The organism is Streptococcus oralis Uo5 (genome assembly GCF_000253155.1).
Classification (GTDB): Bacteria; Bacillota; Bacilli; order Lactobacillales; family Streptococcaceae; genus Streptococcus; species Streptococcus oralis_L.
The window spans coordinates 85,442-110,649 of record NC_015291.1; the positions used below are offsets into that span (position 1 = coordinate 85,442).

The following is a 25,208-nucleotide window of genomic DNA, read 5'->3' on the forward strand; positions in this document are numbered from 1 at the left end:
GTGTTATACTAAAGCAAGTATAACACTGTTTTTATCGAAGGAGTGTCAGATGAAAAAGACAATTTTGCTGGTTGATGATGAGATAGATATTCTAGATATTCAAAACCGCTATCTTATACAGGCAGGTTACGATGTTTTGGTCGCCCATGATGGTAAGGAGGGATTAGAACTTTTCAGAAAAAAATCTATCGACCTCATTATCACAGATATCATGATGCCCAATATGGATGGTTATGATTTTATCAGTGAAGTTCAGTATATCGCTCCGGATCAACCCTTCCTCTTTACAACTGCTAAGACAAGCGAACAGGATAAGATTTATGGGTTAAGTTTGGGGGCAGATGATTTTATAGTCAAACCCTTTAGCCCACGCGAATTGGTTTTAAGAGTGAATAATATCTTGCGTCGCCTTAGCCGTGGAGGAGAGACAGAACAGATCGAGTTTGGAGACTTGGTAATCAACCATGTGACTCATGAGGTTCGCATTGGGGAGCAACCTTTGGAATTGACAGTAAAATCCTTTGAACTTCTATGGATATTGGCCAGCAATCCCGAGAGAGTCTTTTCAAAGACGGAACTTTACGAGAAGGTATGGCAAGAGGACTATGTGGATGATACCAATACACTCAATGTTCATATCCATGCTTTGAGGCAAGAGTTGACCAAGTATACGAATTCAAATGCTCCCGCTATCAAAACTGTCTGGGGTTTGGGCTATAAGATGGAAAGACCAAGAGGTAGAAAATGAAATTAAAAAACTATATTTTAGTGGGGTATCTAGTGTCGACTCTACTAACGATTTTGGTCGTTTTCTGGGCAGTCCAACGGATGTTGATTGAGAAAAGTGAAGTTTACTTTCTAGTTGGAATGACCTTGATTGCTAGTTTCATTGGCGCTGCAGTGAGCATCTTTCTTTTGTCACCAGTGTTCTCTTCTCTGAAACATTTGAAAAAACAAGCTCAGGATATAGCAAGCAAGGATTTCAGCACAGAAATTGAAACCAAGGGCCCATTAGAATTTCAAGAGCTGGGCCAGGCTTTTAATGACATGTCTCACAATTTGCAGGCTACCTTTCAATCACTTGATGAGAGCGAGCAAGAAAAGAGAATGATGATTGCGCAGCTCTCTCACGATATTAAAACTCCCATTACCTCCATTCAGGTTACTGTGGAGGGAATTCTAGATGGAGTGATTAAGGAAGAGGAGCGGCTCCACTACTTAGCCACGATTGGTCGGCAAACTGAGCGTCTAAATAAGCTAGTGGAGGAATTGGATGTTTTGACTCTTAACACACAACCTCAAGATACTGCTGATGAAGAAGTCGAAGAGGTCTTTTTAGATCAGCTGTTGATTGAGTCAATGAGTGAATTTCAACTCCAGATTGAACAAGAGGAGCGGGATGTTTACATTCAAGTATCACCTGAGTCAGCGAAAATCAAGAGCCATTCTGACAAACTTTCTCGTATTCTGGTCAATTTGTTAAACAATGCCTTTAAATATTCAGAACCAGGAACCAGAATCGAGGTTCTTGCCCAATTAACAGAACAAGAGCTGACAATCAGTGTGAAAGACGAGGGTCAGGGGATTCATCCTGAGGATTTGGAAAAGATCTTTAAACGACTTTATCGTGTAGAAACTTCGCGCAATATGAAGACAGGTGGACATGGCTTAGGTCTTGCGATTGCACGCGAACTAGCCCATCAGCTTGGTGGCGAAATCACAGCAGAAAGTCAGTATGGCTTAGGAAGCAAGTTTACATTCAGCCTCAATTTGAAATAAAGGCGTAAAATCCCTTTACAAATCTAGCTTTTCATGGTACAATAGCCTTTGTGTGAAATAGCAGCAGGAAAGCATGAAGCTCGTCAACAGGTGTCTTATGACAAGTAACCTTGGCTGTTTAGGCGAAGGGCATCTGCACGAATCAGGGCTTTCTAAGTGACTATTTCCACCGAAATATTATTTATATCAGGAGGACATACACATGTCACGTTATACAGGACCATCTTGGAAACAAGCTCGTCGCCTTGGCCTTTCACTTACAGGTACAGGTAAAGAATTGGCACGTCGTAACTACGTACCAGGACAACACGGACCAAACAACCGTTCTAAATTGTCAGAATACGGTTTGCAATTGGCTGAAAAACAAAAACTTCGTTTCACTTACGGTGTAGGTGAAAAACAATTCCGTAACTTGTTCGTACAAGCTACAAAAATCAAAGGCGGAATCCTAGGTTTCAACTTCATGCTTCTTTTGGAACGTCGTTTGGATAACGTTGTTTACCGTCTTGGCCTTGCGACTACTCGTCGTCAAGCTCGTCAATTCGTAAACCACGGTCACATCCTTGTTGACGGAAAACGCGTTGATATCCCATCATACCGCGTAACTCCAGGTCAAGTGATCTCAGTTCGTGAAAAATCATTGAAAGTTCCAGCAATCCTTGAAGCAGTAGAAGCTACTCTTGGACGCCCAGCATTCGTATCATTCGACGCTGAAAAATTGGAAGGTTCATTGACTCGCTTGCCAGAACGCGACGAAATCAACCCAGAAATCAACGAAGCACTTGTCGTTGAATTCTACAACAAAATGCTTTAATTTTAAGAAATATCTTACAGAAAGCCTACAACAGTGGGCTTTTTGCTTTGTCTTAAAAGGGTGATTTCTGGGTTTGTTCAGTTATTTGTTCAGTTATAAACTTTTTAGTGCAGTTTCATAGAATGAGACTGCTTTTTTTGCGTTCTCTTTTGAGAGGTGACTGTATATATCCATGGTCATAGATAATTGGGAATGTCCTAAACGGTGCTGAAGTTCCTTGTAGGGTATTCCAGAGTTAAGCAATAAACTAGCGTGTGTATGTCTGAAGCCATGAAAACCTATATTAGTGACGTTTGCCCGTTTAAAGTGGGTTCTTAACCTAGTATGTAAGGTTCGATTATTGGGGTATTCATGAATAAAGTCAGAAAATACTACCGTTTCAGACCGCCCAAGTTGCCAAGCTTCTTGTACTTGTCTATGTTTGTACTGCTTCAGCATACTAACAGTCGCTTGATCTATATCTAAATCCCGATAGCTTGCTTTTGATTTTGGACTATTGGTTTCTTGTTTATAGTTTAAAGTCTTTGTGATATGCACAACTGCATTATCTAAATCTATATCAGACCAAGAAAGAGCTAAAGCTTCATTGATATGATAATCGATTTCTATATACCAAAAATACTTATCGAGTAACTATAAGGTCAGCGCGAATCAAATACTTTCGCTTCATTCTTATGATAAGTTGAATTAATAAAATAATTATGATATTCTTTTTCTATAAGGAAAAAATCAAAATGATTTTAAGATAGTTTATTTAGAAAATTAGTCAAAATTTTTTCTAATTAATTTGGAAATCATTAACAAGGGGGATATTATGGCTGAAAGAATAATACATCAAGCTGATCTTCGAGCTATCGAGAACAACTTGCGCTCTATCCATGAAGGATTACGAACAATTGATGCTAGAGTTGATGTAGCAAACGAAAATCTTCAAATCGTGTACGATGAAATTGGTAGTTTAGCACAAGAATTTCATGAATTTGTGAATATCCAACAAAAAGCTAATAGATTAGGACAAGCTGAAACTCGACTGGTAAAAATACGTCAGGAAATTGAGAAGAAATACGGACATTATGATATTGTTCGTCGTACTACCACAGGGATTTTACAAGCTGATGATTTAGGAATTGTCAAAAAAGAAACAATCAGCACTGCAACAGAAGAACTAATGATATCAACTCCAGGCTACTGGCTTGCTCCATGCTTGGTTGCATTAGCAGCATGGATAAATAATCAACCCGAGTTAGCTGAAAAAGCAGTCAAGGAAGGGATTAAACGAAACGATGAAAAAACCTCCCTTTTCTTTGCCTTAATTTGTAGAAGAGCTAACAGAAAGAACGCATGCCTTAAGTGGACTCAACGTTATCTAGCTAATCAAGATGAAGAAAATCTCGACAGAAATTCTATAATTATCTTAGATGCTTTTGCGAGTGGACTCTTGGGAGCTGATACCGAAGGAGTCATCTCACGTCAAATGAATGAATGGCTCAGTCGACTTGAAGAAAAACCTGGTTTTACTGAACAGCAAACAGAACAATGGTCCGAAGCCATTAACTTAAAAAGAAGAGAACTAGATGAAGATTTATACCCTAACCTAAGAAAATATAGTAATAGTTGGCCTGTTCTAGAGGATATTTTAGAAGGTGCTCATCTCCATGAACAAATATTAAACTATCTAACTGATATTTTTGAGAAAAAAGGGTCTACAGAAAGCGTCAAAGAACAATTAGATGATATTTTAGACACACTTGTGACTGATTTTGATAACGAGGAACTAGCTCTTCGAAAACAAGAAAAATTCGAGCAGTTTGTGGTTGACTTTGGAGGAGATGACAACCGTGCTCATCAAAACATGGATATTGAGGTGACTGCATTTGAAACCCATAAAGACTTCACCCAGTTGCTTACCGATGCAGCAATGAAACCCGAATCTTCTCACTCAAGTATATCAACCCAAAAATTTGCATTGGCTCTTTCTCGTGATTGGGTAACAAACGCTTATAATGACGTTACTGCAAAAAATCGCATGAAGATTCCTTACGAAATTGAAATTAATGTGGATACTTTTAATGATAAATCAACAGATGGCCAAAACGAAAACGAGTTGATTGAAAAATTCAATTCTCAGATTGACTCTGAAAAAGAACAAACTTTGTCAAATTACTTCCCAAGTTTATTTGATAAATTCCTTTTGTATGGTGGGATAGCTATCGGAGTAATCGGTTTAATGATGATTTTTGGGAATATTTTCTTAGGTTTAATAGCTATTATAGCGGGGATTGTTATGGTTCTTAAGCATAAATCTAATATTGAAAACATTGAAACGAATCGCAAGAAAATTGAAGAACAATACGAGAATAAAAGAGTGAATGGTGAACAAATTATAAGAGCTACTCTAGCTGAAATTGTAGACTTTAGAATTGAATTCGCAGAGAGAGATGCTGAAAGCACTAAAGTTCTTGATTTCCTCGAACAAATAAGACCTGAACAATATGTAAACAAGTTGGCATCATCTAATAGAAAGATTAAAATTTGAGGAGGTAATTGACATGGATGAAAAATATAAAGGCGATAGTAAGCTATCATCTAATAACACCACTCCATTTAAGAGCATTAATACTGAAGAAGATATCACTGAAGAACCTATGAGCGTGTTTGCTGAGGGACTCCCTTCATGGGATATTGTGCCCCCACAATTGCTAGTCAGAAGGAAACGGCAAAAATAATGAATAAACCACAAACATATGCAGAATGGGTAAATGTCTTAGCTATTTTTAAAAACAAAGATGATGATGAAACAGTTTTAAAAATGATGAAATCTGGAACTATCGAATGGCAATACGGTGTGGCAGAACGTTTCTCTACAAAGTTAATTGACGCTGTTAATTACCGTATGAATGTAGCTTCAGATAAGTTTCAAAATGATTTACTAAAATCCCAAGGATACGAGGGAGCTATTATTCAAGCAATTCTTTCTTTGAGAAAAGAAATGACGTTCTTAGCTGAAGCAATCAATCTTCCTGTAATTCCGGATAAAGAGCGACAACACTACCTAAATCTCGTTATAGAACAAGCTAATAGTATGCAAAAATCTTTAGAAGAATCCGCAAAACAGGACCGAAGCGGGAAAATGTCAAGTATTATTAGAAATCATAAAATTAATTCTTTTTTAAATAAAGGTGAACAGTAAATGAGCAATATAGTAAAAAGCAAAGAACTTCTTACGAGATATTCACTTGCAAGAATTCCTTTTATTGCTATCAATACCATTGAGCCAAGTAGAACATTAGATATGTTAAAGGAAATATCTGAAGAATTACAACTTCCGTTCAACGTATATACTCTCACCAAAGGTGTGTATGATCTTAGTTCTGGTAAGAATGTTAACGATGATAAATCTATTTATGGTGCAATAGATTACATGACGGACCAAATGCAAAAGAAACAATACCAAACTATTGTACTGACAGAAGTTCCGGATCTTAGTAATGAAAATAGCGATTCTAAACAAGTCTTAGCACTGGTCAATCTAGCCAATGAAACTGGAGGCGTTGTAATAGTTTTTACCAATACCCCTATTTGGAATCAACTTCAACGGCAAGGTATGACAGTAAAAATAGATTTACCTAACGAAGAGGAAATGTACTCAATAATTCAAGAATACATTGACGACTATAGAAACGATATCCAGATTGAATGGGACAACTCCGATATTCGAGAAGCTGCAGCAGCTCTCAATGGGGTAACTAGAATTGAGGCGGAGAACGTTATCGCTGCTTTGATTGCAAATAAGTGCATAAGAAAATCTGATTTAGATGAGATAAGATTTGCAAAAGATCGCCTATTCTCTGATATCTCTGGTCTAGAAAAAATCGTTGTAGATGATTCTGTAAAGGATGTCGGAGGACTTGAAGGATTAAGGAAGTGGCTTAATGAAAAGAAAGAACTACTAACTCCCGAAAAGAAAGATATGTTACGTGAGAAAGGATTGCAACCACCTAGAGGAATACTCCTAGTAGGTGTCCCTGGATGCGGAAAATCTTTATCTGCTAAATCAATTTCCGCTAACTGGAAACTTCCATTATATCGTTTAGATTTTGCAACGGTTCAAGGAAGTTATGTAGGTCAGTCTGAACAGCAACTCAAAGATGCTCTAACTACCGCTGAGAATGTATCCCCATGTATTTTATGGATTGATGAAATAGAAAAAGGACTATCAGGAGCTACTGGAGGCGCTAATGATGGCGGTGTATCTACTCGTATGGTTGGTCAATTCTTATTCTGGATGCAAGAATGCAAAAAACAAGTTTTTGTAGTTGCAACAGCTAATGATGTGTCTATGCTTCCATCAGAACTTCTTCGTCGAGGAAGGTTTGATGAGTTATTCTTTGTTGATTTACCTACTGCAGATGAGCGTAAAGAAATACTTGCTTTGTATTTTAAAAAATACTTAAGTCTAGAATTTGAAGGAGAGTTTGCTGATAATATCATTCAAATAAGTGATGGTTTCACTGGTGCGGACTTAGAATCGACAGTTAGAGATTTAGCTTACCGAGCTATCGCTAATAACAATTTTATTCTCAACGAAGAGAATATCATGAATGCTTTCAATAATGTAGTCCCACTCTCTCAAACTAGCCCAGAAAAAATTGAGGCTATTAGAGATTGGGGGAAAGAAAGAGCTGTTCCTGCATCTGGAAAACCAATCGGTGGAGAGGGACTTGTTCATAAACAAAGTGGACTTAAAACAAGAAAAGTACTTGTTTAATAAGTTCATTATTTGGACACGGTAACTGTAATCTCAGTTTCGTGTCCATTTTTATAATTCCTTAAATGAAGATCTATTCTGAGAGTACCATTAAAAGGAATCTTAAATTGCAAAATATAACTTATAACACGATTAGGAGAAAAATAGATGCCTAGACCAATGTTAAATCCATACCAATCCCAAAAACAAACACAAGCAAGCCATATCATGACTTCTAACTTAAAACAACCACAAATAGATAAATTGAGTTTAGATAGGCTTCTAAGAAAATCACGGTCTAAAGAATATATGGATGCTATTCATCAACTAGATGCAGGAGGACATGTTCATAATAAAAAGGAAGTAAATGAAATTATTAATACAATCAAGTCGGAATTCCCAGATGTGGATATTAATGGAATTCTCCTAGGTTTTGTAGCAAAATGTTATTTAGGAGCACCTTACGAAGCGCACACCCTAGACTTAGTTGGAGAAATCATTGAGCATTATAAACGAGGAGAGATATTACCTGGTGGCCTCGATAAAGCCAAAAGCATTGCTTTACATGGAGGATATGATTTTATCGAAGTTTATACAGACTGTTGTCGAGCAATTAGCTCAAATGGTTCCGTATCAGTTATAAAAGACTAATTATGTATAGAACAGTAACATATGGCATACAGAGAATTTCATAAATAATTGGTAATTAACCTAAAAGGATACTATTAGGTAACAGGAAAAATTCATCTCGATGTTAAAACGACTACTGTATTATCTTTGTAATATAGTAAAATTATCAGGAATCGCTTGGAATAATTAATTTGTTTGTCTCTATGTAATAACAAGAATTAGTGGCATGAAAGTATAGCTATATAGTAGGACACAAAATATCTATTACCAACGCGCTACTTAGCTAGTGGGGGCGACATTCGGCGGTTTCGCCTATTCTCTTTTATAACTAAGAATTTGAGAACCATTTTGTCTCAGATTCTTTTGTTAATGGTAATGGGCAAGCCAGACGGAATACTTTTTCCCAAGCCAGAGAGCAAAGAGGAGATTGATGACGACGATGCCTGAGCCGACTAGTGAAAATAGGAAAAATTCGCTAGTCGAAACCCGCCACAAATGCACGATGTCTGTAATCAAATAAGCACTGATAGGAAAACAAAGGATAGAAGTGATCAGAGCAGGTATATACTTGCGAAGAAGAATTGATTGCCCAATATGGAGCAAGAGATGAAGTGTAAAGGCCACAAATCCTCCTAACCAAACTAATTCGAGCGCTCTAGATTGAGTAAAATACGCTAATAAAGTGATGGATAAGACAAGAATGAACTCCTCAAAAACAGCAAGGGCAAATCCCTCTGTTGTAATTCCTTTGTGAATCTTGAGAATAGCTGGAGCCTTTTGAGCCAGCAAGGTTTCGTTGAGATGAATCCAAGGGACAAGACCGATAATTTCTTCCATATCGTGAAAGATAAAAAGTAGAGGAAACATCCAAAGATAAAATGTCATAAATCTCTCCTGAAAAGCTATAGACTGCTAGCCAATAAAGCAAAAAACGCCCAGTAAGGCGTTTTGAGTTAGGTATACTTACTTAACTTCTGTGAAGAAGATGTTGTTTTAAAGGTATGTAATGATATTTGAAAACCTTGATTTGATAGCCTTTCTACCTAAAATAAAATAAATGGTAAATAGAGAAATATGAATTTATTGAAATTTAATCAGTTAGGAATCAGTTACGATAAATTAATATTCTTTGGAAATCAGAATATAGCACTTATTAGTATTGCTTTATCATAGGTTAGATATTTTCTTAATTAGATAAGTGCGTTGTAGTTTAAATTTATGGAGTACATTAGTTTGTAGAGGTATTGAACAAAATTTCTCGTTATGATAGTTCATCAAAGGTATTATTTTATATCAGATGTACAAAGTGTGTAGAGAAGTTTTCAGATAGGAATTACTTGAAAAGTATGTGTTTTTATGATATATATTATGTAGGAGGAATGTTATGGCGAAATTAACAAATTTTTATTTGAATAAACAGAATGAAATTAATTTACCAAGACTAGCTAAATTTTTTAAAGAAAAAAATATGCTTGAAAGAGAGAACAAGACTTGGGTTATTAATCTAGCGATAAAGGAACTTTTTGAAAGTCTGGAGTCTGAGATTATAGATTTTGAAAATAATAATTAATTGACGCACTGAGCGTCTTTTTTTTTTGTAGCAATACATATATAATCAATGTATCTAATATGTAATGAATATGTAACAAATATGTAATGTTTAAACCCCTTGTATTTTTTTTTGTCCTACATGCTAATTTTTATAGAACTATGATACATGTTAGATACATATAAGAAATATAATTTTAGAATGAGGTTATGAATATGAGTAACAGTCGAGCTTCACCATTGAATTGATTTTGTTTCTAGAAAAAATCAATAATTAGAAAAAATAAGAGGTAAAAAACATGAATAAAGATGTACTAAAGTTTCTGAGAACAGAGACAGCTGAAAGAATTGCTCTCTATATTGATAAGGCTAATAGAGTTGAAGGTGATGTAATTCTACTCGCACCTAGTTCTCAAGATTTGGAAGATATTAAAAATGCTATGTTTTCCAATCCTAATCTCGAGCTAAAAGTTGCGAGACTGGATGTGATGAAGAAAATAGCATATGCTTCTAATCGTACTCATTATAAAGATGGAACGACTATCATGGATGACATCTCATCTGGTAAAATACATCGTCGCCCTAAAAGCTATATCTAATAAGGAAGGTTAATCCCTTTCCTTATTTTTGAAAGGAAAATAATAAAAATGAAAGTTAATGAATACTTCTGGAGAACGAGCTGTCTTATACTGCTAATTGTTATGAGTTTCTTTGCAGGCTTCGGAGCCCGCTTGTCCTTCTCTTCTTACAATCCCTTTTTATCTGCGAAATTCGCTTTAGTAGTAGCTATGACAGTCTTTGTAGTTCAATTGTTAGCCATACTACCAGCCATGGTTAAAAGAGGAAATAAAAATGATAAAGAAATATAGATTTTGCTTTTTTTGTATATTCGTCTTTACTCTTTTATCAGTGTATGCCCCTACAGGATTTGGGTCAGCCCTTAGTGTGCTGTTTTCAATTTTAGCCTTCCTTTTCTTTTTGGCGTTCCTTTTTTATTGGGGAAGAGTTAAATTAATTTCGCTTTCTCTTATTATCAAGGATATCAGAAATAAAATGAGGTAAAATATGTTCCATATAAATCGTAGGGTTTCTCTTTGCGAGTCATATATTTTATCAACAGCCTTAATGAAGACTTGTTATTGGGCTTGTATACTATCTCAAGTTTTTATATTTATTTTATTGGTTTTAATCTTTAATATTTCAGGGATTTTATTACTACTGCTTGTAGGATTAGAAATTGTCATCGCTAATAAACTTATATCAAAGCTGAGTGAAGTATACAATAGAATACAGCCCATCCTTGCTATACGTGAACAATTAATCTTCCTACTTGAATCTAACAACCTGTTTATATCTTCTTCTGAAGGGGCTGTAGTTCGTTCCGTGGTTCTTGACTTTTCTATAGATGAGGAATACATAGTTGTTTATGCTCATGTTATGGGTGATAATTTCTCTAATAAGGTTTCAGAGTTAGATGTATATTTGAGTGCTTGTTTGAATTTAAATTTGGAACAAAAATTAAAGAGTCCTAGTTTTACTAAGTACATATTCAGAAGATATCCTGAGAAAAGGATTTCTTGGGAGGAGACTCTAAAAACAACAAGGATTACAATTTCCGATAGCGTTGGCTTCCAGCTTGGTTCTCCGCCCCACGTCCTTTTGGCAGGCTCGACGAAGTCAGGAAAAACGGTAATGATAGAGAACCTTGTGGCTCAATACTTAACTTTAGGGGCTGAAATAAAATTGCTTGACCCTAAAAATGGCGACTTGAGTTGGCTAGTTGGTAAGAAGCTAGAAGATAGATTAGGCTATAAAGTAGTTTATAATTCTCCCTTTCAAATTTCTGGTGCCCTTCGTGAGGCTGTCTTGGAAATGAATAGACGCTTTCAGATTATGGCAGATAACCCAGATATATATGTTTCTAAAGGGAAGGTTTTGTCTTGGGCTGATGTTAAGGGGAATTACCCTCTTGTAGTAGTACTTGATGAAGGGATTGCCTTTAAAACCGAGGCCGAGACGTTTAAAGAAGGGAAACAAGCCTATCAAGAGGCAATGTCAAATCTTGGGAGTCTCTTGGTAAAATCACGCCAAGCTTCAATAGAGGTGATAATCGGTTTACAGAGGGCCTCAAGTGACTTCATTCCGACATATATGAGACAAAACTTTGGAGTAGCTCTCTTGTTGGGGTCAACTACTGCTGATTCAGATTCTTGTCGCATGATGTTTTCAAGTCAAGAGATTGATTATAAGACTTGTGGTATTGGCGAAGGATATTGCCAAATAGATGGGGTGCTTCCTACGCCTAAGTTTGTAGAGACACCGTTCAAGTCTGACGAACTAGACTTTGAAGCATATTTTGATGAAGCTTGTGATAGGTATATGAGGATGCGAAATGAACGAAATTAGTGTTGTTGTCAAGTTATCGAATGGCAGTTTAATGGGTGCTACTGAATGTGATGAAAATCCTTATAAAGCATTGTTAAAAATTTTACAAGTAGTCCATATGCAAATTGTAGATGAATTAGAATAATGTAAGGTGGTATTTGAAATGCTGTTGAAGCATATTTGCGAGGTATGTGAAAAAAGTGAAATCATTGATTCAGATTTAGCTTTTGATAAAGGATGGGAATATCCTCCGATAATGGGTAGTTTTAGGATTTTATCCCCCAGAACCTGCCCTAATTGTACGATTGAAAACACTTTATGGTGGGCGTTAGCTATAGAGGGTAAGCCTCTTGAAAATTTATCAAAAAGGCAAATAGAGGTATTAACGAGGATAAACAATGAACCTCTGAGTATTTTACCAAATTCAGATGACGGTCTTTCGAGCTAGCAAAATAGGGACGATTGCCCAGGAGGGGCAGAATCGAGCGGAGCGTTCTTCTTTTTTGCTAGGGAGAAAGAGCCAACCGACTGCTTGCAGGAGGTCAGAAAAAACAGCCCCAGTACTAATAGGGGGTGCACACATACATGAAATGTACTCTAAACCCTTGGTACGTAAGGGGTTACGGCTTTCTAGTTGTACCAAGAGGTCGCAAACTCTTGGGAGAGTAAGGATGAGAGGTGTTTTCATGTAGGATACGGAATTAAAGGAGAAAAAATATGGTTTACAATATGACAGATAAAAACATTAAAATTGGATTGCTTGACCTTGAAATGTCACAGTTTGATATTCCTAAGAAAGTAGTGATTTTGTCAGTTAAGGTGAACAACAAATACAAAGAAGTCAACGGTGAAAACGTGAAGACAGATGAAGTAAGTAAAATTACTTCTACTGTGCTTGACGCTGACAAAGTGAAAGTTCTAACTGAAATGGGAATTTCTACTGATGACTTAAAAGCCATTAACCTAGAAATTATCGGAAATCTGGATAAGATTGCAAAACTTGCTCAAAATGATGCTTTGTTGAATGTTTCTGTTGAATTGATTCGGCCTAAGGTTCGACTGGCTTGGAATATGGCTAGAAGTAATTGGGCAGGTGTAAAAATTGTGTGTGAGGATATTAAAGTTCTAGGAGAATAATCCTATGAATACAGTCAGAATAGATTATTTTGCTGTGACTGTTAAGGATGTTCCGCCAGAAAGAGTTCTGACAGACATCCTTCTGATTCCTCTTGAAAACTTTACCTTGAATGATTGGGGCATAAATAAGTATAAGCAACATTATTCTTGTTCAGAAATTAAGGTGTATTTTAATGTTGATAGACTTTCTATGGGTGTATTTATCGAATTAAAAGGGCAAGGTTGTCGTCAATATGAAGAATTTTTAAACAGTAACGAAAATAATTGGATTGCTTTAATAAGTCGTTTATATCATCATAATGCCAACTTTACTAGACTAGATATTGCCCACGACATATTTGACGGTAGCTTAAATGTTCAACGAATATATGACTATTGCAAGAAAGGATTATGTATCTCGAAAGCCAAACACTTTGAATATCATGAGAAATCAGTTCTAGATTCTGGTGAGCGTGTAGGGGAAACAGTTGTAATAGGTTCACGAGGTAATCAGCAGTGGTGCATATATAATAAACGCATGGAGCAACTTGGTAAGCAAGAGCTTGTAGAAGTTCCGTCTTGGATTCGCGCAGAACTTAGATGTTGGCAGGAAAAAGCCAATATTATTGCGGAGCAGTTGTTTCTAAAGCGTCCTTTATCATCTATCTATTTTGAGGCTATCAATGGTCATTATCGCTTTGTTCGTTCAAATGCGACAGATAGCAATCATTGGAGAAGAAAAAAAGTCAAGTGGTGGATAGATTATCTAGGAACTGAAAATCAGACAGTTCTTAGTATTACAAGGGCTAAAACGACACTACGCCAGTCTGAGGCTTGGACAGAGAAACAAGTTGCGAAAACATTAGCAAAAGTCTATATTGCAAAGTATCAGGCCTATGATGTTCAAAAGGCGGAAGATTATATTCAAAGCTTACTCAAAGAGGGACTTTCAAGGCTAACTGATAATGATGAAAAGGATATAGAACAATATATAAGAGAACAGAATAGTTCCCAACTTTGGGGACAAAAAAGACGACTTGAGAATAAGTCGCCTCTAAAAATTAACTAACTAGATTATAGCATAAGAAAGGAAAGTATTCCAATGATAGAGCTTAAGACAAAGTCAGACTATGATTTAACTAAAAATTGGTATCGGAAGAAAGATTTTTTAGACGAACTTTGGAAGGGTATGAAATTACCTACATTGGATCACTATATTCGTCAAATGAGAAATAGTCCATATTCTTTTGGAATTTGTGGAACCCATGGGAATGTCTTTATTCATGCGGAGGTGTTTAAAGATTGGTTTGATTATAAGATTTTCCATGAAAATGAGGCAGTTATAGCTTAGTATAAGGGGGTAAAAATGAAGGTAGGTAAGACTACTCGAGTTCTGACTGTTTATCAATGGAAACCAGACCCTTCTAAAAAAGGAAATGTGCTTGTTAAGTTTGCAATGAGATATACTCATCCTTTGATAACAAAAAGTCGTTATAAGTACCTTACAAGGGGAGAAAATAAAGGGTGGTATACGACTAAGGCAATACCAACAGGAAAGGACAGTAAGGGACATGAGAAGTTACTTATTTCTGATATAAAGAATAGTCAGCTGATTACAAAAGTTTCAAAGATACTAAATGAAATGATTGATGAAACTGTATTAGATTTGACTGGAGAAAAACCAAAGAAATTAGAGCCTAGTAAAACTTTATGCCTCAAAGAGATAGCTAGACCGTATGATGAAAACAACGAATTATACGGTTTAGCTTTTAAGTGGTGGGTCAATCGTGTTAAGCCTGCCAAGAATACTCTAAAGACTAGAGTTAGTGTTTATAACCAGCATATTTCCCCATATTTCAACGAAAATATGAGCCTTAAACAGTTCTGTATGGAACAGGAAAAAATGCAAGATATTATAAATAATGCAAGTGAGGGAACTTCAAAGAACATTCATATCTATCTTAAAATGATATTTGATTGGGCAGTAGAACAAGGAAAATTAACAGCGTCGCAACACCCTATTTTGAATAAGAGGGTTAAGCGTAAGACACTAACAAGTGCAGAGGAGCAGGCGAAACTCAGGGAAGATATAGCTGAAAAATATCTTGAAGTTGAAGAAGCTAATCAAGTATTTAAGATTATTGAAAACTGGACTAAGCGACATAATAATGAACTAGTTGCTGATGTACTCAGAATTATCTACTTGACAGGAATGAGACCGAGTGAAGCATTAGGTTTGAATGAAGATGTTTTAGATTTCAAGAATAAACTCATTAAGATTCATTGGCAGAGGGCAAGCCATAATAAGACTGACAAAGAAATGGCAGAAGAAGGCTTGCGTGATGAGAAGGAACGATATAGAGCAATTCTAAAAACTAAAGAAAGCGTTAGAACTATTCCAATGTCACCAAAAGTAGAACAAATTTTATTGAAATATATTGAAAGAAATAAGTTTCAAGCTAGATTCAATCCGACTTATCATGATATGGGATATATCTTTACTAGAGTATACATAAAGGGGAAGAATCAGCAGGGGAGTCCATTGTATCATACAGAAATTTCAATGTTTTTAAGAGGAGGAACTAGTCAGTCTGCAAAGTATAATAAGAAAAGTGGGAAATCCTATAAGGATATTGACGACCTAGTCGATTTTGGTAGACCTGTTCACATAGTTCCCCATATGTTCCGACATAGTTTTGTTTCAGTCATGGCTGATAAGAATGTAAGCCTAAACGTTATTCGAGAGTTTGTGGGACATTCAGAAGATAGTAGAGAAATAGAAAAAATTTATCTTCATGTCATGCAAAAAGGAAAACATAAGATTGAACAAGCTATGGTAGATTTGGCTGAAATAATTACTTGATTTATCTTCACCAGTTGAGATTCAGTTGTTTTGTTAAAATCAAACGAAAAAAGCCTTTGAAACTTTGATTTCATAGGCCTTTAATTATTATTTTAGTATTCTTACTATGATTATGAATATAGAAATAACAATAATACTAACTAAACTTATCAATAAAATCTCAATGTTATTAGTAAAGATATTTATTACTTGAAGAACAGATACGGAAGCAATAATAAAAAGTATGGCTTCCATAAGTTTAGTATTTCTTAATTCATTAAATTGATATTTTTCCTTAATCAAGTCATATTCCTCTTGCTTTACTTTTTCCACATATTCATCGTGAATGAAATCAGAATGTTCTTTAAGATGATTAAAAAGTTCAAAAATGGCTATAAAATTCAGTCTGTACATAAAAACATATGATTTTTTATAATTGTGAGCCCATTCATTAAACTGAATAAGATGTTTTTCATTTGAAAGGTGGAATTTTTCAAGTCCGTCCATAATAGTTTCTTCAAGGCAAACTAATTGAAAAAAAGGAGTAGCCGAAGCTAAAAAGAAGCTAGCTTGTTGTAGAAAATTGGACTCAAAATTATTAGAATTATTGTTATTCCAGATGACATAATTAGAACCTTTGTTTATGTAGTTAATGTATTCTAAATCAAAATAGTCTGTTCTGTAATATTTTGATTTATTCATAGAGGATAGAGCTTGTGAAGTATATGGAGCGTTAATCATCCAAGTATACAATTTGTCTTTTTTAAAGAATTCTAATTTATTCATATCTTTCATATTAGTAATGAAATGAAGTGTAAAAAAACGTTCGCTTAATTGAATGCCTCCGCTTATTGAAGATAATTCTTTTTTTATATAATTTAAAATATCATCTAACTGTTGAGAAGAGTCCAAAGAGTATGATTTGTTTCGCTTTTTAAAATCAGGAAAGAGTTTGGCTATCATTTTGGTATACGGGTGTTGAAAGTCGACATCATAAAAAGAGTCTCTCAAATCCTCAAATAAATCAATTACTATTGATCCATTTTGATATACGGTAAGTGTGACAAAGTAGAGGTATATTTTGCTCTCTTTACCAAATTCTATAAGAGGAGTGAACACAAATTTAATAAATTGATTACTCTCTGTGCTATATAACCATTTTTGCTTTTCCTTCTCAAGTTTGATAAAGTATAAGTCAAGATAGTCATTGGTCTTTTTATCAATCGCATCTTTCAAATGATGTATTTTAGAGGGGATATTCCAAAATTTATTTTTTTTAGCAATAAGTTGGTTATCTTTAGTACCTATTAAAATCATTATCGTGGCAGGATGATTTTCAAATTTATTGGTAATAATTTGTGTTAACTTTTTATTATCAATTTTATATAGGTCTGTACTTAACATATAAAAAGAAGTTATTTTAAATTCTTTGATTTTTTTAGAGACTTCAGAAATTTTTTCTCCCCAATTAATATTGATAGTCTTCTTCATACTAGGCTCCTTGATGATTTTCAAAATAATTATATCAAAAATATTCCCCTACTTGATATGAACAATCATATTCAGTTAAAATTCAGTTATATTGCTAAAATTAAAAGAAAAAAGCCATTGAAACGTTGATTTCATAGGCTTTTACTGTGTTAAATTACTTAACTTCTGTAAACACAACGTGTTTGCGAAGTTTTGGTGAGTATTTCTTCAATTGAAGACGGTCTGGAGTGTTACGTTTGTTTTTAGAAGTAAGGTACAAGCGTTCACCAGATTCTTTGTGTTCAAGTGTGATATTTACGCGCATGGCATCTCCCTTCTATTATTCAGCTGATGCAGCTTTAGCGATTTTACGTCCTTTGTAGTATCCTTTAAGTGATACGCGGTGAGAACGTGAGTAATCTCCAGTAGTTTCGTCAAAGTTTACAGATGGAGCTGTTACTTTGTAGTGTGTACGACGTTTGTTTTTCTTCGCTTTTGAAGTGCGACGTGCAGGTACTGCCATTTTCTTTTCTCCTTTAGGTATTTAAATTCGATTCAATCTAGTGATTTTCATCAACCATACTAGGATAACACATTTTTTTTGTAAAGTAAAGTTACTTGACAAAAAAAGATGAAAAAATTAGAAGACATTCAATCAAATTAATCGAAATTTTCTGAAAATTCAAGAATTTTCTTCTGTTCATTGCCTTTAAAATGTGCTATAATAGTAAAAACTGAAACGGGAGGGATAAGATGACTGAATTAGATAAACGTCACCGCAGTAGCATTTATGACAGCATGGTTAAATCACCTAACCGTGCTATGCTTCGTGCGACTGGTATGACAGATAAGGACTTTGAAACACCGATTGTGGGAGTGATTTCGACTTGGGCGGAAAATACACCATGTAACATTCACTTGCATGATTTTGGGAAATTGGCTAAAGAAGGTGTCAAATCTGCGGGCGCTTGGCCGGTACAGTTTGGAACCATTACCGTAGCAGACGGGATTGCCATGGGAACACCTGGTATGCGTTTCTCTCTAGCATCTCGTGATATCATTGCGGACTCTATCGAGGCGGCGATGGGTGGTCACAACGTCGATGCCTTCGTCGCCATCGGTGGCTGTGACAAGAACATGCCTGGTTCTATGATTGCTATTGCTAATATGGATATCCCAGCTATTTTCGCCTATGGTGGAACCATTGCACCGGGAAATCTTGATGGCAAAGACATTGACTTGGTTTCTGTGTTTGAAGGTATTGGAAAATGGAACCACGGTGATATGACGGCTGAGGACGTGAAGCGTCTTGAATGTAATGCCTGCCCTGGCCCTGGTGGCTGTGGTGGTATGTATACAGCCAATACCATGGCGACTGCTATCGAAGTTCTCGGTATGAGTTTGCCAGGATCTTCATCTCATCCAGCTGAATCAGCTGACAAGAAAGAAGATATCGAAGCAGCAGGACGAGCTGTTGTTAAGATGCTGGAGCTTGGCCTCAAACCATCAGATATCTTGACTCGTGAAGCTTTTGAAGATGCCATTACAGTAACCATGGCTCTCGGTGGGTCAACCAATGCCACTCTTCACTTGCTTGCCATTGCCCATGCGGCTAATGTTGACTTGTCACTTGAGGACTTCAATACGATCCAAGAACGTGTGCCTCACTTGGCTGACTTGAAACCATCTGGTCAGTATGTCTTCCAAGACCTCTACGAAGTTGGTGGAGTACCTGCGGTTATGAAATATCTCTTGGCAAATGGTTTCCTTCATGGCGACCGCATCACATGTACTGGTAAGACAGTCGCTGAAAACTTGGCTGACTTTGCAGACCTTACACCAGGTCAAAAAGTCATCATGCCACTTGAAAATCCAAAACGTGCAGACGGTCCGCTTATTATCTTGAACGGGAACCTTGCCCCTGATGGCGCGGTTGCTAAAGTATCAGGTGTTAAAGTGCGTCGTCACGTTGGACCGGCTAAGGTCTTTGACTCAGAAGAAGATGCTATTCAGGCTGTCTTGACAGATGAAATCGTTGATGGCGATGTAGTCGTTGTCCGTTTCGTTGGACCTAAGGGTGGGCCTGGTATGCCTGAGATGCTGTCACTTTCATCCATGATCGTTGGTAAAGGTCAAGGAGACAAGGTTGCTCTCTTGACGGATGGCCGTTTCTCAGGTGGTACTTATGGTCTGGTTGTTGGACATATCGCCCCTGAAGCTCAGGATGGTGGACCGATTGCTTACCTTCGTACAGGTGATATCGTTACGGTTGACCAAGATACCAAAGAAATTTCTATGGCCGTATCCGAAGAAGAACTTGAAAAACGCAAGGCAGAAACAACCTTGCCACCACTTTACAGCCGTGGTGTCCTCGGTAAATATGCCCACATCGTATCATCCGCTTCTCGCGGAGCCGTGACAGACTTCTGGAATATGGACAAGTCAGGTAAAAAATAAACTCATACTCTTCGAAAATCAAATTCAAACCACGTCAACGTCGCCTTGCCGTACTCAAGTACAGCCTGCGGCTAGTTTCCTAGTTTGCTCTTTGATTTTCATTGAGTATCAAAAAGCAAGCCATCTTCGGCTTGCTTCTTTTTATCTTCAAAAGTGATTTGCCTCATTAACGAGGTGGTAGTCCAAGGGCAATACGGCCGTAGCGACTGATTCGTGTGATCTTCCAGGCAGGCGACCAGGTAACTTCAACCTTGACATCTTCGATACCCTCGATTTGTTTCAGACCTGCCACAATTTCGATAGGCAAGCTTTCTGCGCAATCGCAGGCAGTATCAGTGAAGGTCATGACGATCTTGCAGAGCCCGGTTTCATCCAGATTGATCTCATAAATCAAGCCCAGATTATACACATCCAATTCCACATCTGTATCAAAAACCTTCTCTAGTTTTTCGATAATTTGGTCTTGCAAGGCCAAAGCGCGGTCATTGATTTTGATATCGTCTCTCATAACAGTCCCTCCACGTGATAAATATCCTCTATTTTCTCATAATTCTGACAATTTGGCAAGTTTTTGATGAATTTTCTGAAAAATATGATAAAATGAAGAAAATACTGAATCAAGGGGAAGCCTATGGAGCAGATTGGAAAAGTCTTTAGAGAATTACGAGAGTCAAGAAATATCTCGCTGAGACAAGCAACTGGGGGACAATTTTCGCCGTCCATGTTGTCCCGATTTGAAACAGGTCAGAGTGAACTTTCGGTGGGAAAGTTTCTGTTTGCCCTAGAAAATATATCTGCGAGTGTAGAGGAAATACTCTTTCTGGCGAGAGGTTTTCAGTATGATACAGATTCTGAGTTGAGAAAAGAAATCACAGATATCTTGGATCCAAAGAACATAGCACCTCTCGAGGACTTGTATCGTAAGGAGTATCAAAAGTATGCCAATTCTCAAAACAAACAGAAATATATTCTAAATGCCATTATGATTAAGTCTTATATGAAGAGCATGGATGAAACGGTAGAGTTAACAGCAGAGGAAGGGAAAGTCCTTCATGATTACCTGTTTTCTACCGAGATTTGGGGAATCTATGAACTCAATTTGTTCTCAGTCAGTTCTCCGTTCTTGTCCGTTTCTCTTTTTACTAGATATGTACGAGAAATGGTCCGCAAATCCGATTTTCTAATGGAAATGTCTAGTAGTCGAAACCTTTTTCATACTATGCTATTGAATGGTTTTTTAGCCAGCATTGAGTGTGAAGAATTTACCAATGCCTCTTATTTTAAACGTGTCATCAAAGAGCATTTCTACAAGGAAAATGAGACCTATTTCCGAATTGTCTATTTGTGGGCTGAAGGTCTTCTTGATAGCAAGCAGGGTAGAGTCAAGGAAGGTCAGAAAAAGATGGAAGATGCTGTCCATATTTTTGAGATGCTTGGTTGTAACAAATCTGCTGAATACTACAGAAATACAACCGATTGTTTAATATCTGCAAACTAAGAAAATAATTTGAAAATTTAAGCGATAGAACTTTTGACTACTCTCAGGTCGTTACAAAAGTTCTATCGTTTCTTTGCTCATTTTGTGTGTTGCATATATTCAAAAGTTTTCCCTTTCAATTTCTAAGTGCTATACTATAGTCATACTTCATATAGGGATTATAACAAGAAGGGAGATTACCTATGAAACTATTGTTTAGAAATCAAGCTTATCGACTCTTGACTTTGTCGCGCTTCTTCAATGCCTTTGGTGCTTCGATTTTTAACCTGGTATTTATCGTTTATGCATCGACCTTGCCACAAGCCTCTTTTGCTGTTGCTATGGCGAATATTGTCATGATTCTTCCGACTCTCTTTACAGTTTTTGTAGGGATTCGGGCAGATTACACAAGGGACAAGGTCAAATGGATGGTCTATAGCGGTTTGTTTCAGGCGGTTTTATTTTTTCTGGCAGCCCTAGTTGTTCAGCAAGCTAGTCTCTTTGCCTTTTCTAGCCTGTGTTTGATCAATGTCATCAGTGATGTGATCAGTGATTTTGCAGGTGGTTTGCGCATGCCTCTTATTAAGGAAAAAGTGGCTGAAAATGATTTGATGGAGGCTTATTCTTTTTCCCAGTTTATCACCTATATTTCAGCTATTGGTGGTCAAGCTTTTGGAGTCTGGCTTTTAGGTCTATCGGTCAACAATTTTTCCCTTGTTGCGGGAATCAATGCCTGCTTTTTCCTAGTATCAGCCTTTATTCTCTTTTTAGGAAAAAGCAAATTGAGTCTGTCAATGTCATCTGCTGATGGTGAAAAACTAAAAAATGAGAAGCTTCCTATCAAAGACCAGTTCCTAACAATTTACCGAAATTTACGCCTCGTTTTTCTTAAAAGTGGACAGAAAAACTTTGGTTTTATGCTCTTTGCTGTCTTGCTTATCAATGCCTTGGGTGGCGCTTTGGGTGGAATTTATAATATCTTCTTTTTGAGCCATTCTCTCTTGAATTTTTCTTACACAGAGACACTATTTATCAATCAAGCCTGTGTTTTGTTAGCAATCATCATCAGTAGCCTTACGGGCAATGATTATTTTGGGAAGCAGTCCTTGCCTAGATTGATGATGTGGGCTACCGTAGGGCTCACTCTAATTGGTCTGGCTAACGTATTCAATCAAGTCGTGCTTGGTTTGCTATTTCTATTTTTAACTCTGTATGTGTCTGGCAAAGTTCAACCAAAGATTAGTGCCATGCTCATGAAAAATCTAGCTCCAGAGGTTCTAGCTCGTACCAGTAATTTTTTAGGTTTATTATTTACCTTATCCATACCTGTGGGAACAGCTTGTTTTTCACTAGTAGCCGTATGGAATATACAGTTGACTTGGATGCTATTTGTTGGTCTTTCCTTCCTGGCTATTCTTTTGACAAGTCTTAATCTCAAAAATGATATCTAAATCCTTATTTTTTCTCACTGTTTTAATCCCTTTATTTATGGTAAAATAAGACTATTAAGTTTAAAGAGGATTCCCTATGAAATTACAAAAACCAAAAGGAACGCAGGATATTTTACCTGCTGAGTCTGCCAAGTGGCAGTACGTTGAGGGCTTTGCCCGTGAGATTTTCAAGCGCTACAACTATGCAGAAGTGCGCACGCCTATTTTTGAGCATTACGAGGTCATCAGTCGCTCTGTCGGAGATACAACGGATATCGTAACCAAGGAAATGTATGACTTCTATGACAAGGGTGACCGTCATATCACCCTCCGTCCAGAAGGAACTGCGCCCGTTGTCCGTTCATATGTGGAAAATAAACTCTTCGCGCCAGAGGTGCAAAAGCCAAGTAAGTTCTACTACATGGGCCCAATGTTTCGTTATGAGCGTCCACAGGCAGGGCGTTTGCGCCAGTTCCATCAAATTGGTGTTGAATGTTTTGGCTCTAGCAATCCAGCTACCGATGTGGAAACCATCGCTATGGCAGCCCATTTCTTGAAAGAAATTGGCATCCAAGGTGTCAAGTTGCACCTCAACACTCTTGGAAATCCTGAGAGTCGTGCAGCCTACCGTCAAGCCTTGATCGACTATTTGACACCGCTCAAGGAGACCTTGTCGAAGGATAGCCAACGTCGTTTGGAGGAAAATCCTCTTCGTGTCTTGGACTCTAAGGAAAAAGAAGACAAGGTGGCAGTGGAGAATGCGCCGTCTATCTTGGACTTCCTTGATGAAGAAAGCCAAGCTCACTTTGATGCTGTGCGTCAGATGTTGGAGAATCTTGGAGTAGACTATATCATCGATACCAATATGGTGCGTGGTCTGGACTACTACAACCACACCATTTTCGAGTTTATCACTGAGATTGAGGGCAATGACTTGACAGTCTGTGCGGGTGGTCGTTACGATGGTTTGGTTGCTTACTTTGGTGGTCCTGAGACTGCTGGATTTGGTTTTGGCCTTGGTGTAGAGCGCCTGCTTCTCATTCTTGAAAAGCAAGGTGTGACTCTCCCTATCGAAAATGCTCTAGATGTCTATATCGCAGTCTTGGGTGATGGAGCAAATGTCAAGGCCTTGGAATTGGTACAAGCCCTTCGTCAGCAAGGTTTCAAAGCAGAGCGTGATTACCTTAACCGGAAGCTCAAAGCTCAGTTCAAGTCAGCCGATGTCTTTGCTGCTAAGACCCTCATCACTCTCGGAGAGAGCGAAGTCGAAAGCGGACAAGTGACAGTTAAGAACAACCAAACTCGAGAAGAAGTTCAAGTGTCACTTGATGCTATCAATCAAAATTTCTCAGAAATCTTTGAAAAATTAGGCTTTTAATAGTATTTAAAACTGGTCAGGACCTTACTTTGCTCCTGACCCTCTTTTTCCTAGGATTAACATTGCTTTTGCTTGCTCAAAAATATCTTTATAAAACCATTACTACCGTTTCTATTTTTGCAAGAGGAATTCACTGATTAACTCTTTTAGTTGCGACTGTATTCCACATTTTTATCAAGATGATGTGAATAACAATGCTAAGTCTTCATTCCAAATAGGAGGTCCATATGAAATTACTTAAAAATCTTGGCTGGTTTCTTCTAGCCATTCTATCCTTTTACTTTGGCTATGGTCTGGTTCAGAGTATGGCTTTATCAGCGCTTGACCTAGGGGCTTCGATCTTTGGAGTCTTGCCACTTTATATCGCCCTGTCAGGGGCCTATGTTTATGGAGTTTACAGATGGTATCAGACAGAAAAGGTTAGCATCCAGACAACAGCTTTTAATCGTTATATTTGGTTGCCAACTCTGGTTTTGCTAGTGGCGATTACAGCCCAGTTCTTTTTGCCAGATGATCCGTCGGTCAATCAACAAATCGTATCACAACTGACAGTTGCTCAGCCTGTCTTTGGTTTCTTTATGGTAGTGGTCTTTGCTCCTCTGACGGAAGAACTCATCTTTAGAGGGATGCTGGCGCGCTATCTCTTTCCTAAGCAGAACAACGGCAAACAGACAGCTCTGTTTCTCCTCGTATCGAGTGTGCTCTTTGCCTTGATTCATTTTCCAGGGACTTTGCAACAGTTTTTAGTTTATGCTAGTCTGGGATTGAGTTTGGGACTGGCTTATGTGAGCCGAAAAGGTCTTCTTTACAGTATTTCTCTCCACGCTTTGAATAATTTAATCGGCTTTTTGATGATACTCATGCTATAATAGAGTCAGGAGGTCACATGAAACGAGTAATTTTATTAGCAGTGATACAGGCGGTCGTTCTCTTCTTTATCATCGGGGCACTTGCCTATGCCTTTAAAGGCGATTTCTTCTACAACTATCTAGCAGTGGTCTTTGCGCCTATTGCAGGTGTCTTGCGTTTTGCTTCGGCTTATGCGACGGAGATTGTTCTACCTAAAAAGGCAGCTGAGATTGCTGAAAAGCGTAAAAAAGGTTAAGAATCATAATCAGAGAATCCGATGACGTTT

29 protein-coding genes and 1 pseudogene are annotated in these 25,208 nt (G+C 37.3%); 24 read left to right on the forward strand and 6 right to left on the reverse strand.

What is annotated here, in order from left to right; genetic code table 11:
* The first annotated feature begins 49 nt into the window (after positions 1–49).
* The 3 genes from SOR_RS00410 to rpsD all read left to right on the forward strand — a co-directional run bounded on the left by SOR_RS00410 (position 50) and on the right by rpsD (position 2,593).
* A complete protein-coding gene (locus tag SOR_RS00410) occupies positions 50–748 on the forward strand; it encodes a response regulator transcription factor (RefSeq protein WP_000751223.1) in 699 nt (232 codons plus the stop codon).
* Positions 745–1,779, forward strand: coding sequence for a sensor histidine kinase (locus SOR_RS00415; protein WP_000769388.1), 1,035 nt, complete (start codon positions 745–747; stop codon positions 1,777–1,779). The genes SOR_RS00410 and SOR_RS00415 overlap by 4 nt, the downstream gene beginning before the upstream one ends.
* Positions 1,780–1,981: 202 nt before the next feature.
* On the forward strand, positions 1,982–2,593 hold the full coding sequence (rpsD, locus tag SOR_RS00420) for a 30S ribosomal protein S4 (protein ID WP_000092756.1): 612 nt from the start codon (positions 1,982–1,984) through the stop codon (positions 2,591–2,593).
* A 93-nt stretch (positions 2,594–2,686) separates the two neighbouring features.
* Here the strand turns inward: rpsD and SOR_RS09845 are convergent.
* A pseudogene (locus SOR_RS09845) lies at positions 2,687–3,187 on the reverse strand (site-specific integrase); the annotation flags it as partial.
* Between the two features lie 220 nt (positions 3,188–3,407).
* Here SOR_RS09845 and SOR_RS00425 point away from each other — a divergent pair.
* The 5 genes from SOR_RS00425 to SOR_RS00440 all read left to right on the forward strand — a co-directional run bounded on the left by SOR_RS00425 (position 3,408) and on the right by SOR_RS00440 (position 7,991).
* Positions 3,408–5,129 carry a hypothetical protein gene (locus tag SOR_RS00425; protein WP_000840801.1) on the forward strand — a complete coding sequence of 574 codons (1,722 nt, stop codon included), beginning with the start codon at positions 3,408–3,410 and terminating at the stop codon, positions 5,127–5,129.
* 13 nt (positions 5,130–5,142) lie between these two features.
* Positions 5,143–5,319, forward strand: a complete 177-nt coding sequence (locus tag SOR_RS10220) for a hypothetical protein (protein WP_000343799.1) — start codon at positions 5,143–5,145, stop codon at positions 5,317–5,319.
* Positions 5,319–5,783 carry a hypothetical protein gene (locus SOR_RS00430; protein ID WP_001039967.1) on the forward strand — a complete coding sequence of 155 codons (465 nt, stop codon included), beginning with the start codon at positions 5,319–5,321 and terminating at the stop codon, positions 5,781–5,783. Before SOR_RS10220 ends, SOR_RS00430 begins: the two co-directional genes overlap by 1 nt.
* Positions 5,784–7,361, forward strand: coding sequence for an AAA family ATPase (locus tag SOR_RS00435; protein ID WP_000065869.1), 1,578 nt, complete (start codon positions 5,784–5,786; stop codon positions 7,359–7,361). It abuts the gene before it with no gap.
* A 147-nt stretch (positions 7,362–7,508) separates the two neighbouring features.
* Positions 7,509–7,991: a hypothetical protein gene (locus SOR_RS00440; RefSeq protein ID WP_001137907.1), complete on the forward strand. Its 483-nt coding sequence runs from the start codon at positions 7,509–7,511 to the stop codon at positions 7,989–7,991.
* Positions 7,992–8,336: 345 nt separating this feature from the next.
* Here SOR_RS00440 and SOR_RS00445 read toward each other — a convergent pair whose 3' ends face one another.
* Positions 8,337–8,855 carry an HXXEE domain-containing protein gene (locus SOR_RS00445; RefSeq protein WP_000145155.1) on the reverse strand — a complete coding sequence of 173 codons (519 nt, stop codon included), beginning with the start codon at positions 8,853–8,855 and terminating at the stop codon, positions 8,337–8,339.
* A gap of 499 nt (positions 8,856–9,354) precedes the next feature.
* Here SOR_RS00445 and SOR_RS00450 point away from each other — a divergent pair, with 499 nt between their 5' ends.
* The 10 genes from SOR_RS00450 to SOR_RS00495 all read left to right on the forward strand — a co-directional run bounded on the left by SOR_RS00450 (position 9,355) and on the right by SOR_RS00495 (position 15,882).
* Positions 9,355–9,540, forward strand: coding sequence for a hypothetical protein (locus tag SOR_RS00450; RefSeq protein ID WP_001096737.1), 186 nt, complete (start codon positions 9,355–9,357; stop codon positions 9,538–9,540).
* Positions 9,541–9,817: 277 nt separating this feature from the next.
* Positions 9,818–10,117 carry a hypothetical protein gene (locus SOR_RS00455; protein WP_001030814.1) on the forward strand — a complete coding sequence of 100 codons (300 nt, stop codon included), beginning with the start codon at positions 9,818–9,820 and terminating at the stop codon, positions 10,115–10,117.
* A 48-nt stretch (positions 10,118–10,165) separates the two neighbouring features.
* Positions 10,166–10,387: a hypothetical protein gene (locus SOR_RS00460; RefSeq protein WP_000867243.1), complete on the forward strand. Its 222-nt coding sequence runs from the start codon at positions 10,166–10,168 to the stop codon at positions 10,385–10,387.
* Positions 10,388–10,583: 196 nt separating this feature from the next.
* Positions 10,584–11,924, forward strand: a complete 1,341-nt coding sequence (locus SOR_RS00470) for an FtsK/SpoIIIE domain-containing protein (protein WP_000468406.1) — start codon at positions 10,584–10,586, stop codon at positions 11,922–11,924.
* On the forward strand, positions 11,911–12,048 hold the full coding sequence (locus SOR_RS10225; RefSeq protein WP_001002892.1) for a hypothetical protein: 138 nt from the start codon (positions 11,911–11,913) through the stop codon (positions 12,046–12,048). The genes SOR_RS00470 and SOR_RS10225 overlap by 14 nt, the downstream gene beginning before the upstream one ends.
* An 18-nt stretch (positions 12,049–12,066) precedes the next feature.
* The gene (locus SOR_RS00475) at positions 12,067–12,351 is read left to right on the forward strand and encodes a hypothetical protein (protein WP_000924763.1); all 285 of its coding nucleotides are present in this window, start codon (positions 12,067–12,069) and stop codon (positions 12,349–12,351) included.
* A gap of 269 nt (positions 12,352–12,620) precedes the next feature.
* Entirely contained in the window at positions 12,621–13,040 is a 420-nt protein-coding gene (locus SOR_RS00480) for a hypothetical protein (protein WP_000262968.1), read from the forward strand.
* Positions 13,041–13,044: 4 nt separating this feature from the next.
* Positions 13,045–14,088, forward strand: a complete 1,044-nt coding sequence (locus SOR_RS00485) for a replication initiation factor domain-containing protein (protein ID WP_001099063.1) — start codon at positions 13,045–13,047, stop codon at positions 14,086–14,088.
* A 33-nt stretch (positions 14,089–14,121) separates the two neighbouring features.
* Positions 14,122–14,370, forward strand: coding sequence for a hypothetical protein (locus tag SOR_RS00490; protein ID WP_000571453.1), 249 nt, complete (start codon positions 14,122–14,124; stop codon positions 14,368–14,370).
* 15 nt (positions 14,371–14,385) lie between these two features.
* Positions 14,386–15,882 (forward strand): tyrosine-type recombinase/integrase, encoded by a 1,497-nt coding sequence (locus tag SOR_RS00495; RefSeq protein WP_000862759.1) that lies wholly within the window; start codon positions 14,386–14,388, stop codon positions 15,880–15,882.
* An 87-nt stretch (positions 15,883–15,969) separates the two neighbouring features.
* On the opposite strand, the gene SOR_RS00500 is transcribed toward SOR_RS00495, so the two are convergent.
* The 3 genes from SOR_RS00500 to rpmF all read right to left on the reverse strand — a co-directional run bounded on the left by SOR_RS00500 (position 15,970) and on the right by rpmF (position 17,854).
* Entirely contained in the window at positions 15,970–17,352 is a 1,383-nt protein-coding gene (locus tag SOR_RS00500) for a hypothetical protein (RefSeq protein ID WP_000751280.1), read from the reverse strand.
* Between the two features lie 154 nt (positions 17,353–17,506).
* Entirely contained in the window at positions 17,507–17,656 is a 150-nt protein-coding gene (rpmG, locus tag SOR_RS00505) for a 50S ribosomal protein L33 (RefSeq protein WP_001265622.1), read from the reverse strand.
* 15 nt (positions 17,657–17,671) lie between these two features.
* Positions 17,672–17,854, reverse strand: coding sequence for a 50S ribosomal protein L32 (gene rpmF, locus SOR_RS00510; RefSeq protein WP_000290417.1), 183 nt, complete (start codon positions 17,852–17,854; stop codon positions 17,672–17,674).
* 230 nt (positions 17,855–18,084) lie between these two features.
* On the opposite strand from rpmF, the gene ilvD reads away from it, so the two are divergent.
* Positions 18,085–19,788 (forward strand): dihydroxy-acid dehydratase, encoded by a 1,704-nt coding sequence (gene ilvD, locus SOR_RS00515; protein ID WP_000137337.1) that lies wholly within the window; start codon positions 18,085–18,087, stop codon positions 19,786–19,788.
* A 166-nt stretch (positions 19,789–19,954) separates the two neighbouring features.
* Here ilvD and SOR_RS00520 read toward each other — a convergent pair whose 3' ends face one another.
* A complete protein-coding gene (locus SOR_RS00520; RefSeq protein ID WP_001204052.1) occupies positions 19,955–20,296 on the reverse strand; it encodes a metal-sulfur cluster assembly factor in 342 nt (113 codons plus the stop codon).
* 123 nt (positions 20,297–20,419) lie between these two features.
* On the opposite strand from SOR_RS00520, the gene SOR_RS00525 reads away from it, so the two are divergent.
* The 5 genes from SOR_RS00525 (at position 20,420) to SOR_RS00545 (ending at position 25,178) form a co-directional block, all read left to right on the forward strand.
* The gene (locus SOR_RS00525) at positions 20,420–21,286 is read left to right on the forward strand and encodes a helix-turn-helix domain-containing protein (RefSeq protein ID WP_000434943.1); all 867 of its coding nucleotides are present in this window, start codon (positions 20,420–20,422) and stop codon (positions 21,284–21,286) included.
* 182 nt (positions 21,287–21,468) lie between these two features.
* Complete coding sequence (locus SOR_RS00530) at positions 21,469–22,716, forward strand: MFS transporter (RefSeq protein WP_000770635.1); 1,248 nt, start codon at positions 21,469–21,471, stop codon at positions 22,714–22,716.
* Positions 22,717–22,792: 76 nt separating this feature from the next.
* A complete protein-coding gene (gene hisS, locus SOR_RS00535; protein ID WP_000775861.1) occupies positions 22,793–24,073 on the forward strand; it encodes a histidine--tRNA ligase in 1,281 nt (426 codons plus the stop codon).
* 227 nt (positions 24,074–24,300) lie between these two features.
* Positions 24,301–24,942, forward strand: a complete 642-nt coding sequence (locus SOR_RS00540) for a CPBP family intramembrane glutamic endopeptidase (RefSeq protein ID WP_000771206.1) — start codon at positions 24,301–24,303, stop codon at positions 24,940–24,942.
* Positions 24,943–24,959: 17 nt separating this feature from the next.
* Positions 24,960–25,178, forward strand: coding sequence for a hypothetical protein (locus SOR_RS00545; protein ID WP_000832176.1), 219 nt, complete (start codon positions 24,960–24,962; stop codon positions 25,176–25,178).
* Positions 25,179–25,208: the final 30 nt, after the last annotated feature.